The sequence below is a fragment of the Kitasatospora sp. Root107 genome, assembly GCF_001424875.1.
In the GTDB taxonomy this organism is placed as follows: Bacteria; Actinomycetota; Actinomycetes; order Streptomycetales; family Streptomycetaceae; genus Kitasatospora.
This window is the reverse complement of the sequence record NZ_LMCT01000021.1, coordinates 42197-61987: the sequence shown is the minus strand read 5'-3', so window position 1 is coordinate 61987 and position 19791 is coordinate 42197. Positions and strand designations below refer to the sequence as shown.

Sequence of the window (19791 nt, the reverse complement as noted above, 5' to 3'; positions counted from 1 at the left end):
GGGTGGGTGGGGGCAAGGTGGGAGTAGTGGCGGTGGTGGGCGTGGTGGGAGGGTTTTGGGGGCGGTTCAGGTCTTCTCTCTGTGACAGGAAGGGTGTGCCATGAGTGATCCGCAGTTGGCGTCGGGTGGTGGGGTGGGTGCCGGGGTCGGGCACCGGTTCGTGCAGACCAACGGCATCCGGATGCACATTGCCGAGCAGGGTGAGGGGCCGCTGGTGGTGCTGCTGCACGGCTTCCCGGAGACGTGGTACTCGTGGCGTCACCAGTTCGCTGCTCTTGCGGGGGCGGGTTACCGCGTTGTCGCTCCTGATCAGCGTGGTTACGGCCGCACCGACCGTCCTGGGGCGGTGGAGCAGTATTCGCAGTTGCATCTGGCCGGTGACATCACGGGTCTGCTGGATGCGTTGGGTGAGGAGCAGGCGGTGCTGGTCGGTCACGACTGGGGGTCGCCGGTGGCGTGGAACACGGCGTTGCTGCGGCCCGACCGGGTCCGTGGGGTGGTGGCGCTGGGGCTGCCGTATCTGCCTCGTGGTCCGGTGAGTGCCCTGGCGGGGCTGACGCAGGCGCTGGGCCCGGGTTTCTACATGAACTACCTGCAGCAGCCGGGTGTGGCCGATGCGGAGCTTGCGCGGGATGCGCGGGAGGGTGTCCTGCGGTTCTTCCGGTGGGGTTTCGGTGACTCGCCGCAGGACCGGGCGCCGGTTGTGCCGGTGGTGCCCGAGGGCGGCACGCTGTTCGATCTGCTGCCGCAGGCGGGTGCGCTGCCCGGCTGGCTGACGGAGGCCGACCTGGGGGTGTATGCGGAGGACTTCGCGCGGACCGGGTTCTCCGGCGGCCTGAACTGGTGGCGGACGATGGAGCTGAGCTGGGAGCTGACGGCGCCGTGGCAGGGCGCGCCGATGACGGCCCCGGCGCTGCACCTGTACGGGGAGCGGGACGGCAGTGTCCAGCTGCCGGGGATGGACCAGCTGATCTCCAACCTGCAGATGTTCGTGCCCAATCTGACGCGGTCGGTGGCACTGCCCGGGGTCGGGCACTGGACGCAGCAGGAGCGGCCGCAGGAGGTCAACGCGGAACTGCTGAAGTTCCTGGCCGGTCTCTAGGGCTGCTCTGTGTGCGGTTCCGGGCCCGGCCCGCCCGGCCGGGAGGGGTGCGCATGTCTGGTGCGGCCGCCGGGGCAGGCAGCGGCTTGCCTGTGCGGTCCGCCCCGGGGCGGGGTTTCGCCGCCGGGGCGGGGCCGGTCCGGGAGCTGTCCCGGGGGTGTGGCCGGGGACGGGGTCCCGTTGCGTGGCTGACCTGCGGGCGCGGCCGGGGCTGCGGGCCGGGGTTTTTCGCGTCGTCCGCTGCTACCGGGCACCGGTGCCGGGTCTGCGGTGGGTACGGCAGTGTGGTCGCCTGCGGGCACTTCGGGCATCGCCTGTACGGCGTGGCTGCGGGGCCCGGCCCGGCCGCAGGCGTGGTCGCGGCAGGGGAGGTGCGGCGCTCACCCTGGCCGGGCAGGTCCGGCCGGATGCGGCGCCGCAGCCCCCGGGAAGCAGGGTGGTTTCCCGTGGGGCCGGATTTGTGGTGGTGGTCATTTCGGCGGCGCCGGGGAGACCGGTTTTTCGTATCGGTGGGGACCGCGGTGTCCGTATTTCACCTGCTTCTCGGTGGGTGTGGGATTTGTCAGTGCAGTGGAAGCGCCGCCGGGATGTGTATCCGGTGGCGCTTTCGGTGTGTTGAGGGCCCGTTGTGTCGTTTTCTGGTTGCCCGGGGGAGGGCTGTGCCGGTGCGGGTGGATATCCGGGGCGGAAACGGCCCGAGGGTATTTGTGGATGGTGGGTGTGGGTTTTTTGGGGGAGGTCGGCAACGTGGGAGAAGTGCCCGGGTGCGGCCGGCTGTCAGAGTCGTTCGCAACCGAGGGTGAATCGCTGCCCGGCCGGGCGGCAGGCGGGGCCTGCCGGTCACGGTCCCGCGTGGCCGGCGCCGTGTCGGGCGGAGGTTTCAGTGCACTCCATTCTCCTGTTCCTGTCATCGCTATTGAGGAGCACAGATGACGTTCAATGAGGCGACATCGCAGGCCGGCCTGGTCGGCCGGGCCACCGACCTGGTCGAGGTGATCCGCAAGCACGTCCCGTGGCAGGAGGAGAACCGGGTCCTGCACGAGGAGGTGCTGCAGGCGGTCACCGATGCCGGGATCATGAAGATGCGGGTTCCGGTGCGTTACGGCGGCACGGAGGACGATGTGCGGACGGTGTCGGCGGTGATCGCCGAGCTGGCGCGCGGTGACGGTGCGGTCGGGTGGACCATCAGCACGTTCACGATGGGTTCCTGGCTGGCGGGGCTGTTCCCGGACGAGGTGCAGGACGAGATCTTCGCCGACCCGAGCGTGCGGATCTGCGGCGGCGTGAACCCTTCGGGTGTCGCGACGCCGACGGACGGCGGTGTGATTCTCAACGGCCGGTGGCACTTCGTCTCCGGTGCCCCGCACAGCCAGTGGGACATGCATTCGGTGCTGTTGGCGGACGGGGACGGCGGGTACGAGCCGGCCACGATCGCGGTGCCGATGTCGGATCTGACGATCGTCGACGACTGGCACACGGCGGGCCTGCGGGCCACCGGCAGTGTCACGACCATCGCGAAGGACCTCTTCGTACCGCAGGCGCGGGTCCTGCCGATGATCCCGGTGATGATGCAGGGCCGGCACGCCTCGAAGCTGAACGCGGACTCCCTCACCTGGAAGCTCCCGTTCGTGCCGCACGCCACCGCGGTGACCAGTTCGTCGGCGGTGGGGATGGCGAAGGCGGCGCGTGAGGCGTTCTTCGAGCGGCTGCCCGGCCGCAAGATCAGTTACACCCATTACGAGCGGCAGGCCGAGGCGCCGATCACCCACCTGCAGGTCGCCGAGGCGGCGATGAAGATCGACGAGGCGGAGTTCCATGTGCGCCGCGCGGCGGAGCGCCTGGACACCAAGGTGCGTGCCGGCGAGCAGTGGTCACTGCAGGAGCGTGCCCTGTCCAAGATGGACGCGGCGACGGCCTGCCTGCGGGCCAAGGAGGCGGTGGACGTGCTCAACACCGCCAGTGGTGGCTCCTCCATCTACTCCGACCAGCCGATGCAGCGCATCGAGCGGGACATCCAGGCGCTCAACCTCAACGGTGTCCTGCACCCGAACACGGTCGCGGAGACGTACGGCCGGGTGCTGTGCGGCCTGGAGCCGAACACCGACCTCCTGTAGGCCGCGGCCCGCGATGTCCGCTCAGGCGGCCGGGGCCCGCAACCCCCCCGGCCGCAGGGGCGTCCCCGGGTGGCCCGGCGAAATGCGGCTGCGGACTTCGCGGGGCGCCGGTTGCGGGAAGGCGCCGGTCCCGCCGGGCCGGGTGGGGGCCGCTCCGCAACCGGCCTCCCGGGCAGGTGGCGGCCGGCTCACCTCGCGGGTTGGGCGGGAGGCGTCCGCCTCTCGTCCGCCCAGGCCCCGGACCGCTGTTCTTGGCTGGGCTGTTCCCGGTGGGGGCCTGCGCCCGCGAGGAGGCCGGCGGCCGGCGGCGGGCCGGCTTCGCCGGTGCGGGGGAGGGTGCGCGGGCGCGTCAGGGTTGCGGCCGCTGTTCTTGATGGCCGCGCCCCGGCCGGGGCGCGGCCTCGGGGGCGGAGGGCGTCGGGGGTTGCGGCCCGCTCGTCGTGGTCGTGGTGGCGGCGGGGTTTTTTGCTATGTGTCGGGGCCGGTCGGGGGGATGTCGTGGGTGTCCGGGTGTTCTTCGGGGGATTCCTCGGGCTCTGCCGTGCCGGTTCGGTTTCGTCGGCCGGGTTGGGTGGCCGGGATTCGCTGGGTGAAGAACAGGGCGCCGGTTGCGGCGAGAGCGAGGACGGCGAGGGCGGCGCGCAGGCCGTCGAGGCGGGCGGCGGAGTTCGCGTCGAGTGCGGCCTGGGACACGTCCGCGCTGGTGCCCGCTTCGTCGAGGGCGGTTTGGAGCTGGGCGTCGGAGAGGAAGGGCACGCCGCTGGCGAGTTCGACGCCGGCCTGGCTCTTGGTCTGGGCGGGGACCGCCGGGTTCTGTTCGACAGCGGTCAAGAACGAGGCCGTCATGGTGGCGATCAGGATCGACCCGGCCAGTGCCGTGCCGATCGAGGCGCCGAGGTTGGTGACGGCGTTCTGGACGCCGCCGACCTCCGCGCTCTGTTCGTCCGGCACCGCGGATACGGTGACCGATCCGAGCTGGGAGGCCAGCGCGCCCATGCCCAGGCCGATCAGCAGCAGAGGGATCGTGACGATCTCCGCTCCCGCGTCCGCGTCGAGCGCGGCCATCAGGACCGCCGCCCCCGCGAGCAGCGCGAGGATCCCGGCCCGTACCACCCGTCGCGGTGAGATGTCCGGGAGCAGGCGCGGGATCAGGACTGCCGCGGCCAGCAGTGTCAGCGACAGCGGCAGGATGCAGACGCCGGTTTTGAGCGCGGACAGGCCAAGGGCGACCGACAGGTAGAGCGGTACGACGAAGAAGACGCCCATCTGCACGAGGTACTGGAAGAAGAACATCGTCAGGCCGCCGGTGAGCTGCCGGTTCTGCAGCAGTGCCGGGTCCACCAGCGGTTCCCTGCGCTGCTTCACGAGGTGGCTTTCCCAGCGCAGGAAGATCCAGGTCAGGAGCAGGCCTGCCAGCATCAGCCACACGACCAGGGAGACTCCGAGCCAGGAGGGGGCGTCGGGTTTGGGCTGGAACCAGCCCCACTCGTCCGAGCGCAGGACGCCGTAGACGAAGACCCCGAGCCCGAGAGCGGAGAGCACGCAGCCGACGAGATCGATCCGGGGACGGGCGTCGGCCGGGGCGTCGGCGATGCGCCGGGCGAGGACCAGGATGGCGAGCACGATCACGACCTCGCCGGCGAAGACCCACCGCCAGGAGAAGAACGTGGTCGCGACGCCGCCGATGAGCGGCCCGACCGCGATCGCCACGGCTCCGGCGGCCGTGACCAGCCCGTAGGCGGCGGGCCGGCGTTGTGGGCCGAAGTTGCCGGCCACCAGGGCGACGATCGCGGGCAGGATGAGTGCCGCCCCGATCCCCTCCAGGAACGACCAGCCGAACAGGAGCACCGGCAGGTTCGGGGCGAGTGCCGTCGTGAGGGATCCGCAGCCGTAGACGACACAGCCGATCATGAACGCGCGCTTGCGGCCGATGAGCACGCCGACCTTGCCGCCGGGGATCATGAACATCGCCATCACGAGGGTGTAGGCGGTGATCGCGCCCTGGACCCCGGTCACCGTCGTGCCCACGTCCTGGGCCACCGTCGCGATCGAGACGTTCATGACCGAGCTGTCGAGCGCCATCAGGAACTGTCCCGCCGCGAGTGCGAGCAGGACCACCCGCCCGGTGGCCGAACTCTTCGAAGTGCCTGCCGCAGGTCCCATGGGCGGTATCGTCCCAGCGGCCACGCGGGGCGGCTCCCCGACCCGCCGCAGGGTCAGCCGGTTGACGGCAGGGACGCATCCGGCCAGGAGGACCTGCCGGCGAGGAACGTGCAAGGGCCGGGAGAGGCCCGGCCGGGTGCGCGGCTGGTGCGCCGCCCGGCTTCACGGCTTTCGGCACCTGCGTATCCGCCGGGAACAATGCGACGGCATCGGCGGGACATTCCCCGTCCGTCACCTGCCGGCATACCCGGCGCCATTGTTCGCCGTAATTCTCCGATAAACAGCGGATATCTGGCCGGCGTGCGCACGAATGTCACGCAATTGCCGCCCCGCGGGCAATCCGCGGGTAGGCCGCCATGGAAGAGGAGCGTTCGGAGCACCCCGCCGGTGCCCGGCTTCCGGAGGGCGGATCCGGCGGGCGGCGGGCGACGGTGAACTCCCGGGCCGGGGCCCGCTGTCAGTGCTCCCTCATATTATGGGAGCAACGTTGGAGGGGGCGCCGAAAACGGCGCCGGAAGAATGCCGGAAAAGGGGCGGAACCATGTCTGCTGACAGGATCAAGCACAAGGTCAACCACGTCTCGCTCGTGGTCGACAATTCCGGCTCGATGCGCAAGCACGAGGCGCAGCTTGTCCGCGTGGTGGACGAGTTCGTCAAGGGCCTTCAGGAGGAATCCGACCGGCTCGGCCACGAGACCCGCGTCAGCCTCTACGCTTTCGATCACGAGGTGAAGAACCTGGTCTGGGACATGGACGTCAAGCACCTGCCGTCCCTGCGGGGCCTCTACCGGGTCGACAACGGCGCAACCGCGCTGATCGAGGCGGCCGTGAAGTCCGTCGAGGACCTGAAGAACATCTGGGAAGGGTACGGGGAGCACGCCTTCCTCCAGGTCGTGGTCACCGACGGCGAGGAGAACGCCTCGGGCTTCTCGGAGACCGGGCAGATGCACATCCGGATGGGCGCGGGCAAGGGCACCGCCGTCCTGGGCACGTGGCTGGGCCGCATCCAGGGGGCCATGGACCAGCTTCCCGGCCACTGGACCTCGGCGATCCTGGTCCCCAACTCGCTGGCCAAGCGCACCGCCCAGGAGTACGGCTTCCCCGCGGGCAACATCGCGATCTGGGACGCGGACTCCAGCAAGGGCGTCGAGGAGGCCATCGGCACCGTCAAGTCGGCCGCCACCAGCTTCCTGCGCGGCCGCGAACAGGGCGTACGCGGCACCAGGAACCTGTTCGCGATGGGCCAGGACCTGAGCTCCGCCGACGTGCTGGCCAGCCTCGACGCCCTGGACACCGGCAAGTACATCCTGGTCCCGGTCGACCAGGCGGCGCAGATCCGCGACTTCGTCACCCGCTCCGGGCACGCGTACACGAGCGGCTGCGCCTTCTACGAGCTGTCCAAGCGCGAGAAGATCCAGGGCGGTAAGCAGCTCGCGGTGGCGGAGAAGGACCCGGGCACCGGCCGGATGACGGGCAGGGTGTTCTCGGGTCCGGCAGCCCGTCGGCTGCTCGGCCTGCCGGACTCGGAGGCCACGGTGAAGCCGGGCGACAACCCGGCGTACACCGTGTTCGTCCAGTCGACCTCCGTCAACCGCAAGCTGGTCGCGGGCACCAAGCTGCTCGTCATCCTGTAGCGGGGAATCCCGGGGCCGCTCGTGCGCCGGCGGGGAACCGCCGGCCGCGCGGCGCTCCTGCGCCCGCCCGGACAGGGCGGCTCGCCCGGCTCGCCCGGCTCGCCCGGTCTGCGGGCACCGGGCGGGCCGGGCGGTTGCCGGGGGCGGGTCAGCAGTTCACCACGGTCGGGACGCTCGCGGCGGAGGCGGGCCAGCCGCTCCGGTTCACGGAGAAGCCGGCGGTGACCGTCGAGCCGCACGGTGCGGTGTGAGGATGCTGCCGACCTGGGTGCCGCCCGCCTGCACGAGCACGGTCGGGCTGATGGGCGGGAGCCGGCGCCCAGCCGCAGGACGTACACCAGCCGGCCGGCGTCACCGGAGACCGGGCCGAGGTAGGCCCGGCCGGTAGGGGGACTGACCCGCGGTCTCGCCGCAGGCGGTCTCTGCCTCACTCGTCGCTGGCCTGTCGGCCGGTGGGGGCGGGGGTGTGCGGCGGTTGGTGAGGCAGGAGCACGGCGGCGGTGAGGCCGATGAGCCCGACGACTGCCAGGGTGATCATGGCGGCGGCGTAGGCGTGGCTGGTGAGGCCGGCGACGAGGATGGTGCCGGCGATTGCGGTGCCGAGGGAGGAGCCGAGGTTGGAGACGCTGCGGGACAGGCCGGAGATCTCGCCCTGCTGGTCCTCGGCGAAGCTCGACTGGACGATGTTGACCGAGGGGGTGAGCATCACGCCGAGTCCGAGGCCGATCAGCAGCAGTCCGGGCGCGAAGGCCCAGGGGCTGGGGGAACCACCGACCACGACGACCAGAACAATGATGCCGGCGATGGTGGTGGCGAATCCCGTGAGGATGAGGGTGCGCTGGGCGCGGCGCTTGGCGAGGCGTTCGGCTGCGAGGGAGGACACGAGGATTCCGAGGGTGGCCGCGGTGAAGATCACTCCGGTCTGGATCGCGTCGTAGCCGCGGACGACCTGCAGGTAGGAGGCCACCGTGAAGGACACCCCCATCAGGAGCAGCCACTGGGTGTTCTGGGTGACGAGCCCGAGGTTGGAGATGCGGATGCGGAACAGGCTGGTGGAGAGCAGCGGTTCCTTGCCTGCGCGTTCCCTGGCACGGACCCAGCGGAAGAAGGCGAACAGGAAGAGCGCGCCGAGGACGAGGAGCGCGAGCATCAGCCAGCCGTTGTCGTCGGCGGCCAGGATGCCGGTGACGATCAGGACGAGGCCGACGGCGGACAGGACGGTGCCGACGGTGTCGAACGGGCGGGTCGGGTCCGGCGGGAGGGGGTCCTCGATGCGGCGGCTGAGGACGATGATCACGACGATCACGAGGGCCTGGAACACGAAGGCGGCCCGCCAGCTGAGTGCCGAGGTGATGAGTCCGCCGATCAGCGGGCCGGCCGCGGCGCCGATGCCTCCGAGCGCCATGATCGTTCCGAATGCGCGGGCGCGTGAGGTCATGTCCGTGAAGAGCAGCGTGGTGAGGATGTAGACGGGCGGGATGAGCAGGGCCGTGCCGACGCCTTCGAGGATCGAGTTGCCCAGGATGAGCATGCCCAGGCCCGGTGCGGCGGCGCTGAGGAGTGCGCCGACGCCGTAGATGACGAGGCCGGTGAGCAGGCACCGTTTGCGGCCGTAGCGGTCGGTCAGTTTGCCGCCGGGGATCATCAGGGCGGCCATCACGAGCAGGAAGATCGTGATGGCGACCTGGACGCCCTGCACGGTGGTGTCGAGGTCCTCGCTGATGTCGTTGATCATCACGTTCATGTTGGAGCCGGCGAAGCTGCAGATGAACTGGGCGAGGGCGAGCGGGGCGATGACCCGCCGCAGGGCGGCAGGTGTGGCCGGGGCCGGGGCGGGGTCAGCCATCGGTGCCGCCGCGTTCCGCCCGGTCGAGCTGCTCGTCCCGGCCCGCCGACACCGCCCGCTGGGCGCAGGCGCGCGACGCGGGGTGGAGCACGAAGGGGCCGGTGACCTGCAGGTGCAGGTCGGTGCCGGGGCCGTGGAAGACCGCGGCCGCCTCGCCGGTCCGCTCCAGGGCGTGCGAGGCGCGGCCGTAGTCGAACCGCGGCCGGCAGGTCAGGCGGAAGTCCATGCTGCCCCGCACCACCCTCACCAGGCGGTGCCGGTCGGTCGGGGTCCCGGTGGTCAGGGGAGTCATGAAGTCGGCGACCTCTCCGACGCCGCCCGGCGCCATGAAGCGGGTGACCAGGACAGCGGTATCGGAAAGGTAGAGCTGGCGGACCACCGGCTCCTGCCCGCCGGGGAGGTGCGCGGCCAGTCGGCAGTAACCCCCGCGTTCGCTGTCGAGCAGCGATGCGAACACGCTGGGCGAATCGAACCGGGGCGTGCACCACCAGTCGATCGTCCCGTCGGAGGACACCAGCGCGGCCGTCTGGAGGTCACCGACCATCCCGTGATCGGCGATCGCCGGGTAGGCGCTCATAGAATCTCCCGTCGTCGTTGGAACCGTCACGGCGTCCGACGCCCGGACGGGAACGTCAGGGTGCGCCCTCGTGGAACGTCCAGCCCGAGAGACTTGGACTCGCGACCCGACACGGGCCTGCCTGTTCGGCCGGCCGATCACACAGCCAAACGAGATGCGACTCCGACAGCGCCTACACCTGGCCCCTCAGGCGCATTCTGCCGTCAGATCTCCGGCACAGCCGGATGACGCGCGGCGACCGCACGGGGTGACTCTGCTGGCGCCCAGGTCAGTGGCTGCGGGGCGTACTGATCACGGCCATCCCCACGAGGCACACGTGGCGCCGAGCCCTGCCGCCGACGGATCAGCGCCGGGCGTCCCCCGGGGGCGAGCAGGCTGGTCAGCTCGGCGATGGCCTCCGGGGAGGGCTTGAAGTACCGGCGGACGTTTTGCCTACGGCGGCAACACCCGAAACGCTCACCGCGTACAGCCCGCCCGGGCCCGTCCGGTGGCACTACGCCCGCCCCGGGCGGCACTCGCCGGCCCCCGCAACGGCCGGCCCGGCGTCAGCCTGCCGCGCCCGCCCGGGCAGGTGGCGGCATATCGATCATTTCGGGCGCTCTTCTCACTGGTGCGAAGCTCTCCCGCCGCCGCAGGATCAGACCACCACCCCCGGCCGGCCCGGGGCACCCCCGGACACCCCGAAAGGCAGCGCACACATGATCACCGTGCACCTGAAGTACGAGATCGACCCCGACAAGCTGGCGGACTTCGAGGAGTACGGGCGGCGCTGGGTCAAGCTCGTCGACCGCTTCGGAGGCGACCACCACGGCTACTTCCTGCCGAGCGAGGGAGACAGCGACATCGCCTACGCCCTCTTCTCCTTCGGCAGCTTCGCCGAGTACGAGCAGTACCGCATCGCCAGCTCCACCGATCCCGAGTGCGCGGCGGCCTTCGAACTGGCCCGCACCACCGGGTGCATCAGGCGGTACGAACGCCGGTTCCTCAAGCCCCTCGACACCGGCAAGTGACCACTGCGACGCACCACTGAGGCGGGCGGGCGGCCGCCCGGTGACGGTCAGTACGGCGACTTCCACCAGGTGGCGGTGCCGCCCGAGCGGTTCGAGCCGGTCCGGTCCTGGACCAACGGCCCCGCGCACGGGGTGAACTGCCTGGTCGTCACCGGCGCCGACGGCACCCCGCACCATGTCCTCACCTACGCCACGGCACCGCAGCCCTGACCCGCAGGGCTCCGCGCCCCACCCAGGGCTTCCCTTGCTGAGGCACCGGGGGTGTCCTGGCGGCCCGTTGGACTGGCGGTGCTGGTGGAGCGCCGTGTCAACCTGCGATGTTGCAGGTTCCAGCGGTGATCGGGGCAGGTGATGATCAGCGCTCACGGTGCCACAACGGCACTGCGTATCAGCGTTCTCGAAAGCCTCGACGCGCGTCTTCGTACAACTGGCCGCTCCGCCCTGAGCACGGTGCGGCGGCCGGTGGGTGACGGTACGTCCGGGAAGGCCCGGCAGGCATCCTGCTGACGCGCCGAGGTAGTGTCTGCCCGGCCGCGGCCGGCGCTGACGTGCCATCAACGGGGGGTAACAGTGGACATCCGGATCGACTACGTGGTGACGCAGGAGGACCTCGCCGAGGCGGTCCGGAGCAACGTGGTGAGGAGCCCGGTGCAGCGTCGGCTGCTCATCGGCTTCTGGACGGCGGTCGCCGTCTTCGGTGCGCTCGGCCCGTGGGGGTTCACGGTGGTGGCGCTGGCCGGGCTGGCGATGATCGGGTCGGCGCCGGTTGCGTACCGCAAGCTGGCGCTGATGGCCGCCCGGCGGTTCAGCGGCGAGACCGCTGTGCGGATCACCGGCGACGGGCTCGCGTACGCGGCGGGCACCGCCCGGTACGAGATCCCCTGGACTTCGGTGACGCGGGTGACGGACAACCCGCTGGCCTGGGCGGTGGCCAGCAACCTCAAGACCGACGGCCGGGTGCCGATGGGCGCAACCATCCTCAAGGCCGCCTTCACCCCGGAGCAGCAGGCGGGGTTCGAGTCCTTCCTGGCCACCGATTCCCGACTGGCCTCGAAGGTCCGCGGCCCGGTGAAGGCCCGCCTCGCCTGAGTACCCACCGCACCCCGCCACTCCGCCGACGCGGGCGCGGGGACGGCGGCCACGAGTCCGGCACAGCGCCGGCCGAGGGCCGCGCGCCCGCCCCGCGACGACACCCGCCGCCGGCCGCCAGCGCCGGCGAAAGACGCGCGAGCCCCGCCTCCCGGACGCCCGGGGGCGGGGCTCGCAGCAGCGCGCGCGTGACGCCCGCGCGGGAGGCGTCTAGCCGAAGCCGCGGGCGTCCTGCTTCAGCGCGGTGTCCACCGTCAGCGCGGTCGCCACCACCAGGCTCAGCAGCGGGTCGGCGAGCGGGCGGTGGATCTGCAGCACGTAGTTGTCGGCCGTGGTGAACATCGTCTTCGCCAGGCCCTCCCAGGTCTTGGTGACCCGGGCGATCTCGGTGTCCGTCTCGTCGACGATGGAGAAGTTCCAGGCCCGCCAGTTCTCCGCCTTGACGGCGCCGACCTTCTGCCCGCCGACCTCCAACGCGAAGTTGATCTTCCCGATGGCGTTCTGCTGGACGATCTGGCCGACCTCCTGACCGTCCGAACGCTGCACGATCACCCGCGACTTGATGAACTTCGCCGGGCGCGTCAGCCGCAGCACCGCGACCCCCTGCGCGTCGCGGATCTCCAGCTTGTGGGTCAGGTACTGGTCGATGGACAGGAACAGCCGCACCAGCTTGCGCAGACCACTCTGGCCCACCTGCACCACCGAACCCAGCGCGGCACCCTGCTGGTCGAAGACCGCGTACTCGTTGGTCAGCTCGATCAGCTTGGCCTTCTGGTTCACCACCAGGACCGGCTCGGAGAAGAGCGTGCCGCCACCACCGGAGACCGGCCCGACGCCCGCCTGCTGCTGGACCTGGCGCTGCACCTTGGCGGGGTCGCCGGCCGGGGCGGCCGACTGCCCGGGGATACCCGGGGTGTTCGTGTTCTGGGACATGGCGGGCAGGCTAGGCCCAACCCTCCGCACACCGCCAGAACGTTTCCAACCTCCCAAGGACCCTTCGGGACGTCAGCTGCCGCTGCGCCCCGCACGTTTGGGAACTACTGGTAGGAGTTGCCCCATATCCGGCGGCCGGGATGTGGCTGATCTCACAGCGTCCTTCCGGTGCCGGAACCCGACGGCGGACACAGCCCGGTCCCGGACCCGCCCGCGACGCAACCCCGGGCAGCCGCACCGCAGTTCCCGGCCACGCCGTCACCAAGGCACGCCCCCCACCCACAGCGCGGTGCCCGCCTGCGCAACGGGCGCCCCGAGGGGCATCGGCGAGATGCTAGAAATCCCTCGTGAACGATCACCCCCAGCCCTCGGCCCTGCGCGTCTTCGTGGCACTGGCCCCGCCCGACGACGCCAAGGACGAACTGGCCCAGGCCCTGCAGAGCGCCTACGCCACGTACCCGCGGCTGCGGTGGAACCGGATCGAGGACTGGCACATCACCCTGGCGTTCCTCGGCGAACTGCCCGCCACCGCAGCCCTGACACTGCAACCGGCGCTCGCCGCCCTGGCAGCCTCGCACCCCGCCCCGCACCTGGGCCTGCGCGGCGGCGGCCACTTCGACGAGCGACTGCTGTGGAGCGGCATCGACGGAGACCTGGACGCACTGCACCAGCTCGCCACCGACGTCCGGAACGCGGTCAGGTCCTGCGGGATCGAGTTCAACGAGCGCCCGCTGCGCCCCCATCTGACCCTGGCACGGTCCCGGCGCGACGACCCCGCCAGCGTGCCGCAGGCCGCCGCCGCCCTCACCGCGTTCGTGGGCCGGCCCTGGCGCGCCGAACGCCTCCACCTGGTCGGCGGCGCCCTCGCCCCGGGCCCCGGGCCGGTCCGCTACCGCGACATCGAGGCGTGGCGACTCGGCGCCGCCACCGGTCCCGCCGGGCCGTAGCCGCCCAGCGGTTCACCGGCCGAACCGGCCGCCCGCCGGCCCGCCGGCAGGTCCGGGCGGAAGGGGAGTTGAGAGTGCGTCAGCGCAGGGGAAGACTCCGCAGGGCGTTCTCGGGCACGCTAGTCGCAGGCCGGTTCGAACCGTGCCAGGGCGGTCCAGTCCAACGGCCGCACGATGTCGGCCAGCCGGCCGAAGGGATCCTCGCCGGGCTGCTGGAACCACAGCACCGACAGCTCACTACCGCCGGGCCCGGCCGCCTCGTCGGGGCACCAGGACGCAGTCAGCCGGGCATACACCTGGGCCCGTGGCAGCCAGGTGCCGGCCCGCGCGGCCGCGTCGGCCCGCATGCCGTCCAGGTCGTGGACGTACAGAGCGGCGGCACCCGCGAGCTGCTTCTCCAACTGCCCGATCCTGAACCGGCGGTGCAGGTGGGGCGTCCCCTCGAGCATCCCTTCGAGGTCGTCCCACATGCGCAGCTCGCGCAACTCGGCGCGGATCGCTCCCACCCCGAACGTACGCAGCCCAAGCTCCCAGGTCACAGCGCGAAGCCTAACGACGGCGGGTCCGGCCGGCGAACGCAATTCGCCCGCCCGCCCGGCCTGGTCGGACCGGATGCCCCGGCCGTCGGGGGACGGGCGGCGCGGAACCGCTCCCCGACGGTGCACCGTCGTACCCGTACGACCCTGGGGGAAACACCGTGCTCGAGCTCTTCGCGTTCATCTTCGTCCTGCTGGCCGGCCTTGTCGCCGCGCCGGTCCTCACGATCCTCGGGATCAGGACGCTCGTCCGGAGCGGGCGCGGCGACGGCCGGCCCGACCGGCGGCGCGCGGCGGCGCTGCTGTCCGCCGCGGGCGCTGTCGCCGTGTACGTGTGGGGGGCGCTGCTCCTGTCCGTCGCCGTCCTGACGGCCGACGACAGCGGAACCGATGCCTTCCCGATCCGCCCGTGCCGCGAGGGCGGCATCGAGCGGGCGGAAAAGGTCGTGGACTACCGCGTGAGCTACCTGCCGCTGCGCTTCACCTGCGTCCGCAGCACCGGGGGCGGCTACACCGTCGCCGTGCCCGGGTACGTCAACCCGACGGCGGGCGTCCTCGCGCTCACCGCCGCCACCTGCGCCGTCTCCGCCGCCGCAGCGGTGCGACGCACCGCCCGCGCGCAGTCGCCCGCCCGGACCCCCTGAACGGCTCGACCACATCCGGGCGCGGCACTAGCATGGCGCCGGCCCGGCCTCCGGGACCTGCTGCCTGAGCTGAGACGGGATCAGATCTTCCGCCGTAACCCGACACATCACATCGCGCGCGGTCAGACCTACCGGGAGGCACGGCTGCGGGACGGTGTCCGGCCGGCGGTGATCCAGGTCCAGGACTTCCTGCCCGCCGGCCAGGTGGCCGTGATCGACGCCCGCACCGGACGCCGGCGCCGCCCCGTCCCGGTGGAAGCCCTCCACCCCTACCCCCACACCATCGTCGGCCGACGGCGGCGCACCGGCTGGATCTTCATCAGCCACGGCGACCATCTCGCCGAGTACCTCCACGAGGTTCTACCCGGCCCAAAGAGCGCCGCCCACGGCTGGACGGGAGTGCGCGAGCACTGCTTCTTCGAAGGCAGCGGCACCGTCACGCTCTGGAACCTTGATGACATCGCGCCGGCGATCACCGCTCTGGCCGTCATCGGCCGGCACGCAGACGACGTCACCGGCCCGTCCGGCAACCCCGAGCTGAGAGTCCGTCACCAGCCTGCGGCGCGAGAGCGGCCCTGCCGGTCCCGGCCGCCGAGGTGATGCCACGGGCACACCTTGACGGCCTGTCAGCCCGGCGGTGCCGTCACTCGAAGGGCGCGGGGTCACCGGCCCCGCGCCGGACGATCTCCGCTGCGCCGCCGGAGAAGTCGACGACCGTCGTCGGGACCGTACCGCAGTCACCGGAGTCCATCACGGCGTCCAGCACGTGGTCGAGCCGCTCCTTGATCTCCCACCCCTGGGTCATCGGCTCGTCCTCCCCGGGCAGGAGCAGGGTGCTGGAGACGAGGGGCTCGCCCAGTTCGGCGAGCAGGGCCCGCGTGACGACGTGGTCGGGGATCCTGACCCCCACGGTCTTCTTCTTCGGGTGCATCAGACGGCGCGGGACCTCCTTGGTGGCGGGGAGGATGAAGGTGTAACTACCCGGTGTCGCCGCCTTGATGGCCCGGAAGACGGAGTTGTCGATGTGGACGAACTGCCCCAGCTGGGCGAAGTTCTCACACATCAGGGTGAAGTGGTGGTGGTCGTCCAGACGCCGGATCGACCGGATCCGTTCGAGGCCCTCCGGATTGCCCATCCGGCAGCCCAGAGCAAAGCAGGAGTCGGTCGGGTACGCGATGAGGGCCCCGGAACGGAGGCTGTCGGCCACCGTGCCGATGGTGCGGGCCTGGGGACTCTGCGGGTGCACGTCGAAGTACTTCGCCATTGGCCGACTCTACGGGATCCACCCACCACTCCCGCGCCGTACGACACGGGCCGCTCAACGCAGCGGCCAGGATCAGTCGTGGACGACCACGTCGTCAGCGATGCTTTCGAGCGCATCCAAGAACTGGTTCTGGAAATCCAGCTCTGCCGCCCGACAGGGCGCCGTGAAGAACGCGATCTGCGCATCGCGCATGCTGCACTCCAGAAGGTTCCTGGTCGTCAGGACCGCGTCGATGCCGTGGCAGCCGTGATCCTTGAGGAACTGCTGGAGGACGTGCGGGTCATGGCTTGCGTCCCACACCGGACGGGCGTCCTCCGTCATCGCAGCGATCCGTTCCGTCCTGGCGGCGTCCACAACTTCCCCTCCGGCCTGCTGGAACGAGCGGTTCGCCAGCAACGATAGTGCGCCCCGGTTTCCACGGTCACCAGAGCCTTCAGCGCCCAGCGGACGGCCGCCGCACCGACAGCACCACACAGACCGCGGCACGACACGAACGGGGACCCACCGGTGCTGCCCCACACCACTGCGTACCCGGCCGCCCCACTCCGGTCGGCCACCGCGCCCGTGCCCTGGGCCGGCTGCCGCGGACACTCGCAGAAAATCGGGTGCGGGCCGGCGCCCGGGCGGGAAGAATCGACGGCGATGCTTCAACTCACCGCCGACCGGCTGCTGGCCGACGTCGAGCCCTTGCCCCATGCCCTGCGTCTGCGCGAGATCGCCCGCACCGCCCACCGCCTCGCCGAACAGGGCCAACTCACCGCCCTTCTGGACGAGCTGGCCACCGGCGGCCCGTACGAGCAGCGGATCGCCGCGCTCGCAGCCCTGACCGGAAAACAACTCCCTTATCTCATCGGCAGGTTGACCGACCCCGATCCGGTGGTACGCCGCTACGCCCACCGGGCCGTGCGTGAACTCCCGCTGCCGGACCAGGCGGTGGAGCAGGCCGTCCGCACTGCCCCGACCGCGATCCGGGACGAGCTGATCCGCGCCGTCCTGAAGGCCGGCCGGACAGCGGCGGCCGAGCGGCTGGTGCCCGTCGTCCGGGAACGGTGGGGAGCCGCCGAGGCGGGGCGGCTGCTGCCGGTCTGCTCACCCGCGTTCGTGACGCGCGAACTGCCCGGCCTGGCCCATGCCGTCACCTTCACCCGGTCGCTCGGGGAGCGTCACCCGGCGGCGGTGCTGGACGAGGCACAACGCCGGCTCACCGAGCTGCCCCGCGGGGAGCGGGCGGGATTCTGGCGGCAGAACGCCGTCGGGCTGGGCGCCGCCGCCGCCCGGCTGCCCGGGAGGGCACTGGATCTGCTGGAGCAGCACCCCGCCGCGCAGTACCGGCCGACCTTCCCCGCGCCGTTGCTCGACAGGTTCACGGTCCTGGCTGCCCACGACCCGGAGCGGACCGCCCGGGTACTGGTGGCCGCCGGGCACCACCGGCACGATCCGGTGCTGCGCCCCGCGCTCGCCCGCCGGCTGGCGGCCGCTCCGCTGCCGCTCCTCACCGAACTGGCCCACCGCAGCCCCGCCGACCATGCGGCGCTGCTGCGCCAACTACCGCCGGCCGCCCGGCTGGTGCTGCACGACGCGGTGGTGGCCGTACCGAAGTCCTACCTTCGTGGGTACTCCGCAGCGGAGCTGGCCACCATGCCGGCGCCGGAACGGACCGCCCGGGCCCGGGCCCGGCTGGCCGAGGACCCCGAGGCGCTGGGCCTGCTCGTCCACCTCCCGACCGCCGAGGCGCTGCCCCTGCTGTTGGCGCAGACCAGGACGGCAGAGTCCTGGGACCGGGGCCATGCCTGGGGCCAAGTGGTGCGGCAGGCCGGACAGTCCGGCGGGCCGAGCGCGGTCCGGGAGGCCCTGGTCCTGCTCCAGCGCCTGCGCAACGAACAAGACCCGGTACGGGCCGAGGCCCTGGCGGCGGTCGCGGACCTACCGCCGAAGCTCTTCGAAGCCGACACGGCCGAACTCCTGGCGCGCCTCACCGAGGACGCACTGACCGCCCGCGACTGCTCGCCGTACACCCGCACCCAACTCGCCCTGCTGGCCTGCTCTGTGCTGGCCGAACACGCCGGCGGCACCGCCCGGGACCTGGCCGGCTGGGCCGTCCGCACGATCGAACGGACCGCCCCGGCCGCACCTGCCTTCCCCCGGGAACGGCAGGCGGCAGTGGCGGCCGAGCTGCGGCCGGCGCTCGAACGGTCGACCCGCCTGCTGCTCGCGTTCGTCGACGCACTGCACCCCTCTTCACGTCAACTCCCGTCACTGACCGCCCTGCTGGAGCGGGTGACGGCCGACGACCAGGAGTACGGACGGGCGGTGACCCACCTGCTCGCCGACACCGCCACCCGTGGGCAACGAGTGGCCCGCCTGGTCGAGACCGAGCCCTCCGCCACCGCACTCCCGGCCGTGCAGGCAGTACTGACCCGGGTCCGTACCGACCTGCTCGCCCCGCTGCTCGCCACCGGGACCAGCAGGCCGGGCCGGCTCGCCCCGGTGCCGCTCGACCTCACCGCCGCCGATCGCTGGACGGACCGTCAGGTCCGGGCCGCCGCCGCGGCGGCGGCCCGCACGGTGGACGACACCACCGCGACACCCGAGCAGCGCACCACCGCCCTACGGGCCGCCGCGCACCTGCCCGGCCACGGCCGGGAACTGCTGCTGCGCTGTGCCGGCTCCACCGACGTGGTGCTCTCCGAGGCCGCCCTCGCCGCGCTGCCGTGGACCACCCGTCCCGCCGAGGCGCTGCCGGTGCTGCTCGGGTACGCCGGCGGCGAGCGCGCCCGGGTCGCGGTGTACGCGGCCGGCCGCGCCGCCCGGTTCACCCCGGCGGACGAGCTCGGCCCGGCCCTGGCCCGGATCGTGACCGACCCGACGGCCAAGGTCACCTGCCGCAAGCAGGCCGTCCGGCTGGCCGCCGCCCACCTGCCGCTGCCCGAGGCGGCCGCACTGCTGGAGGCGGCCTACCGGGCCCCGGAGCAGCACCAGGACGTGCGGCGGGTGGTGGTCGAGCAGGTCGTGGCCCGGCCCGCCGAACTCCCGCTCTGGGACGTGCTGACGGAGATCGCCCAGGGCACCTCCGAGCTGCGGACGGTGCTCGCCGGGGAGCTCCGCCCGCACGCACTGCCGGCGGACGACCGCCGCCGCTACGCGGAACTGGTCGGCCGGCTGGCCCTTTCCGAGGACAGCCTGGTCTCGGCCATGGGCGCGGGGAGGCTCGCGGTGTGGGGCCGTTACGCCCCGGAGACGGTGGCCGCGATGGTTCCCGTGGTCACGGACCTGGCCGAGCGGGAGCGGTGGCGGCCGGCCGCACGGGTGGTGAGTGCGATCGCCTGGTCGGATGCGCCGCACCCGTTCGGCGGCGTCGCCCCGGGAAGCCTGCTGGAACAGACCCTGAGCCGCCTGATCGAGGCCGTCCGGACCGGCGGGCAAGCGGGGGACGAGGACCGGGACGAAGCGGCCCGGCAGCGGATCGAGCAGTTCAGCAGCGGGTACTTCTACAGCCTGGACGTGACGGCCGACGGCCGGGCGAGGGCCCGTGCGGTGGCCGCCCTGCTGATGGCCGAGCCGTCCCTGGTCCCGCAGGCCGTCCCTCGGTTGTGCTACGCCATCGACCTGAACTCAGCGACCCTCGGTGACGAACTCATCGACCTGGCAGCCGTGTTGACGGACCGCCCGCTCCTCGCCGGCAAGGTGGCCGAGGCACTGCGCCCGGACGACGACCGGACGCCGCCGGGGGAGCACCTGCCGGCGGTCGTCCGCCGGTTGACGCAGGACGGCGGCCTGGCCACCGGACTGTTCGCGGCCAGGCTGGTGGCTCTGTACGGCCCCGGCCGGCAGTGGCCGGCCCAGTGGCGGACGGCCCTGCACGCCCTGCGCCGACACCCGCAGGCCGACGTCCGCGACCGCGCCCTGAACACCTGGACCGCCCAGGAGTGACGC

Annotated in this window: 17 protein-coding genes and 1 pseudogene; 10 read left to right on the top strand and 8 right to left on the bottom strand. The window is 72.0% G+C overall.

Going from position 1 to position 19791, the window contains the following annotated elements:
- Window positions 1-100 precede the first annotated feature (100 nt).
- Window positions 101-1102: an alpha/beta fold hydrolase gene (locus tag ASC99_RS19770; RefSeq protein WP_057233885.1), complete on the top strand. Its 1002-nt coding sequence runs from the start codon at window positions 101-103 to the stop codon at window positions 1100-1102.
- Between the two features lie 929 nt (window positions 1103-2031).
- The gene (locus ASC99_RS19765) at window positions 2032-3216 is read left to right on the top strand and encodes an acyl-CoA dehydrogenase family protein (RefSeq protein WP_057233883.1); all 1185 of its coding nucleotides are present in this window, start codon (window positions 2032-2034) and stop codon (window positions 3214-3216) included.
- A gap of 468 nt (window positions 3217-3684) precedes the next feature.
- Here the strand turns inward: ASC99_RS19765 and ASC99_RS19760 are convergent, their stop codons facing one another.
- Window positions 3685-5379 (bottom strand): MFS transporter, encoded by a 1695-nt coding sequence (locus tag ASC99_RS19760; protein ID WP_057233880.1) that lies wholly within the window; start codon window positions 5377-5379, stop codon window positions 3685-3687.
- Between the two features lie 541 nt (window positions 5380-5920).
- On the opposite strand from ASC99_RS19760, the gene ASC99_RS19755 reads away from it, so the two are divergent.
- On the top strand, window positions 5921-7012 hold the full coding sequence (locus tag ASC99_RS19755) for a vWA domain-containing protein (RefSeq protein ID WP_057233879.1): 1092 nt from the start codon (window positions 5921-5923) through the stop codon (window positions 7010-7012).
- 427 nt (window positions 7013-7439) lie between these two features.
- Here ASC99_RS19755 and ASC99_RS19750 read toward each other — a convergent pair whose 3' ends face one another.
- From ASC99_RS19750 to ASC99_RS42160, 3 genes and pseudogenes are all read right to left on the bottom strand, one after another.
- Window positions 7440-8858, bottom strand: a complete 1419-nt coding sequence (locus ASC99_RS19750) for an MFS transporter (RefSeq protein WP_057233877.1) — start codon at window positions 8856-8858, stop codon at window positions 7440-7442.
- Entirely contained in the window at window positions 8851-9435 is a 585-nt protein-coding gene (locus ASC99_RS19745) for a trehalase-like domain-containing protein (protein WP_057233875.1), read from the bottom strand. Before ASC99_RS19745 ends, ASC99_RS19750 begins: the two co-directional genes overlap by 8 nt.
- Window positions 9436-9794: 359 nt before the next feature.
- Window positions 9795-9875, bottom strand: a pseudogene (locus ASC99_RS42160) (site-specific integrase); the annotation flags it as partial.
- Window positions 9876-10133: 258 nt separating this feature from the next.
- Between ASC99_RS42160 and ASC99_RS19740 the strand changes: the two are divergent.
- From ASC99_RS19740 to ASC99_RS19735, 3 genes are all read left to right on the top strand, one after another.
- Complete coding sequence (locus ASC99_RS19740; protein ID WP_057233873.1) at window positions 10134-10445, top strand: NIPSNAP family protein; 312 nt, start codon at window positions 10134-10136, stop codon at window positions 10443-10445.
- 69 nt (window positions 10446-10514) lie between these two features.
- The gene (locus ASC99_RS38735) at window positions 10515-10655 is read left to right on the top strand and encodes a hypothetical protein (RefSeq protein WP_157531638.1); all 141 of its coding nucleotides are present in this window, start codon (window positions 10515-10517) and stop codon (window positions 10653-10655) included.
- 360 nt (window positions 10656-11015) lie between these two features.
- Entirely contained in the window at window positions 11016-11534 is a 519-nt protein-coding gene (locus tag ASC99_RS19735; protein ID WP_057233871.1) for a YcxB family protein, read from the top strand.
- Window positions 11535-11744: 210 nt separating this feature from the next.
- Here ASC99_RS19735 and ASC99_RS19730 read toward each other — a convergent pair whose 3' ends face one another.
- Window positions 11745-12497 carry an LURP-one-related/scramblase family protein gene (locus ASC99_RS19730; RefSeq protein WP_369824330.1) on the bottom strand — a complete coding sequence of 251 codons (753 nt, stop codon included), beginning with the start codon at window positions 12495-12497 and terminating at the stop codon, window positions 11745-11747.
- Between the two features lie 317 nt (window positions 12498-12814).
- Here ASC99_RS19730 and thpR point away from each other — a divergent pair, with 317 nt between their 5' ends.
- Entirely contained in the window at window positions 12815-13414 is a 600-nt protein-coding gene (gene thpR / locus ASC99_RS19725; RefSeq protein WP_057233869.1) for an RNA 2',3'-cyclic phosphodiesterase, read from the top strand.
- 119 nt (window positions 13415-13533) lie between these two features.
- Here thpR and ASC99_RS19720 read toward each other — a convergent pair whose 3' ends face one another.
- Window positions 13534-13953 carry a hypothetical protein gene (locus ASC99_RS19720; RefSeq protein WP_057233867.1) on the bottom strand — a complete coding sequence of 140 codons (420 nt, stop codon included), beginning with the start codon at window positions 13951-13953 and terminating at the stop codon, window positions 13534-13536.
- Between the two features lie 158 nt (window positions 13954-14111).
- Here ASC99_RS19720 and ASC99_RS19715 point away from each other — a divergent pair, with 158 nt between their 5' ends.
- Both ASC99_RS19715 and ASC99_RS19710 read left to right on the top strand, forming a co-directional pair.
- On the top strand, window positions 14112-14594 hold the full coding sequence (locus tag ASC99_RS19715) for a hypothetical protein (protein WP_235502809.1): 483 nt from the start codon (window positions 14112-14114) through the stop codon (window positions 14592-14594).
- 168 nt (window positions 14595-14762) lie between these two features.
- On the top strand, window positions 14763-15194 hold the full coding sequence (locus ASC99_RS19710; RefSeq protein ID WP_057233865.1) for a hypothetical protein: 432 nt from the start codon (window positions 14763-14765) through the stop codon (window positions 15192-15194).
- Between the two features lie 43 nt (window positions 15195-15237).
- On the opposite strand, the gene ASC99_RS19705 is transcribed toward ASC99_RS19710, so the two are convergent.
- Together ASC99_RS19705 and ASC99_RS19700 are read right to left on the bottom strand one after the other, a co-directional pair.
- On the bottom strand, window positions 15238-15858 hold the full coding sequence (locus tag ASC99_RS19705; protein ID WP_057233863.1) for an L-threonylcarbamoyladenylate synthase: 621 nt from the start codon (window positions 15856-15858) through the stop codon (window positions 15238-15240).
- A 72-nt stretch (window positions 15859-15930) separates the two neighbouring features.
- The gene (locus ASC99_RS19700) at window positions 15931-16179 is read right to left on the bottom strand and encodes a hypothetical protein (RefSeq protein WP_157543746.1); all 249 of its coding nucleotides are present in this window, start codon (window positions 16177-16179) and stop codon (window positions 15931-15933) included.
- Window positions 16180-16500: 321 nt separating this feature from the next.
- On the opposite strand from ASC99_RS19700, the gene ASC99_RS19695 reads away from it, so the two are divergent.
- The gene (locus tag ASC99_RS19695) at window positions 16501-19788 is read left to right on the top strand and encodes a hypothetical protein (protein ID WP_057233858.1); all 3288 of its coding nucleotides are present in this window, start codon (window positions 16501-16503) and stop codon (window positions 19786-19788) included.
- Window positions 19789-19791: the final 3 nt, after the last annotated feature.

Coding starts and splice junctions, on each gene's coding strand:
- ASC99_RS19745 (WP_057233875.1), bottom strand. CDS start 9,435: ATGAGCGCCTACCCGGCGATCGCCGATCACGGGATGGTCGGTGACCTC.
- ASC99_RS19755 (WP_057233879.1), top strand. CDS start 5,921: ATGTCTGCTGACAGGATCAAGCACAAGGTCAACCACGTCTCGCTCGTG.
- ASC99_RS19750 (WP_057233877.1), bottom strand. CDS start 8,858: ATGGCTGACCCCGCCCCGGCCCCGGCCACACCTGCCGCCCTGCGGCGG.
- ASC99_RS19700 (WP_157543746.1), bottom strand. CDS start 16,179: ATGACGGAGGACGCCCGTCCGGTGTGGGACGCAAGCCATGACCCGCAC.
- ASC99_RS19695 (WP_057233858.1), top strand. CDS start 16,501: ATGCTTCAACTCACCGCCGACCGGCTGCTGGCCGACGTCGAGCCCTTG.
- ASC99_RS19760 (WP_057233880.1), bottom strand. CDS start 5,379: ATGGGACCTGCGGCAGGCACTTCGAAGAGTTCGGCCACCGGGCGGGTG.
- ASC99_RS19765 (WP_057233883.1), top strand. CDS start 2,032: ATGACGTTCAATGAGGCGACATCGCAGGCCGGCCTGGTCGGCCGGGCC.
- ASC99_RS19740 (WP_057233873.1), top strand. CDS start 10,134: ATGATCACCGTGCACCTGAAGTACGAGATCGACCCCGACAAGCTGGCG.
- ASC99_RS19770 (WP_057233885.1), top strand. CDS start 101: ATGAGTGATCCGCAGTTGGCGTCGGGTGGTGGGGTGGGTGCCGGGGTC.
- ASC99_RS19705 (WP_057233863.1), bottom strand. CDS start 15,858: ATGGCGAAGTACTTCGACGTGCACCCGCAGAGTCCCCAGGCCCGCACC.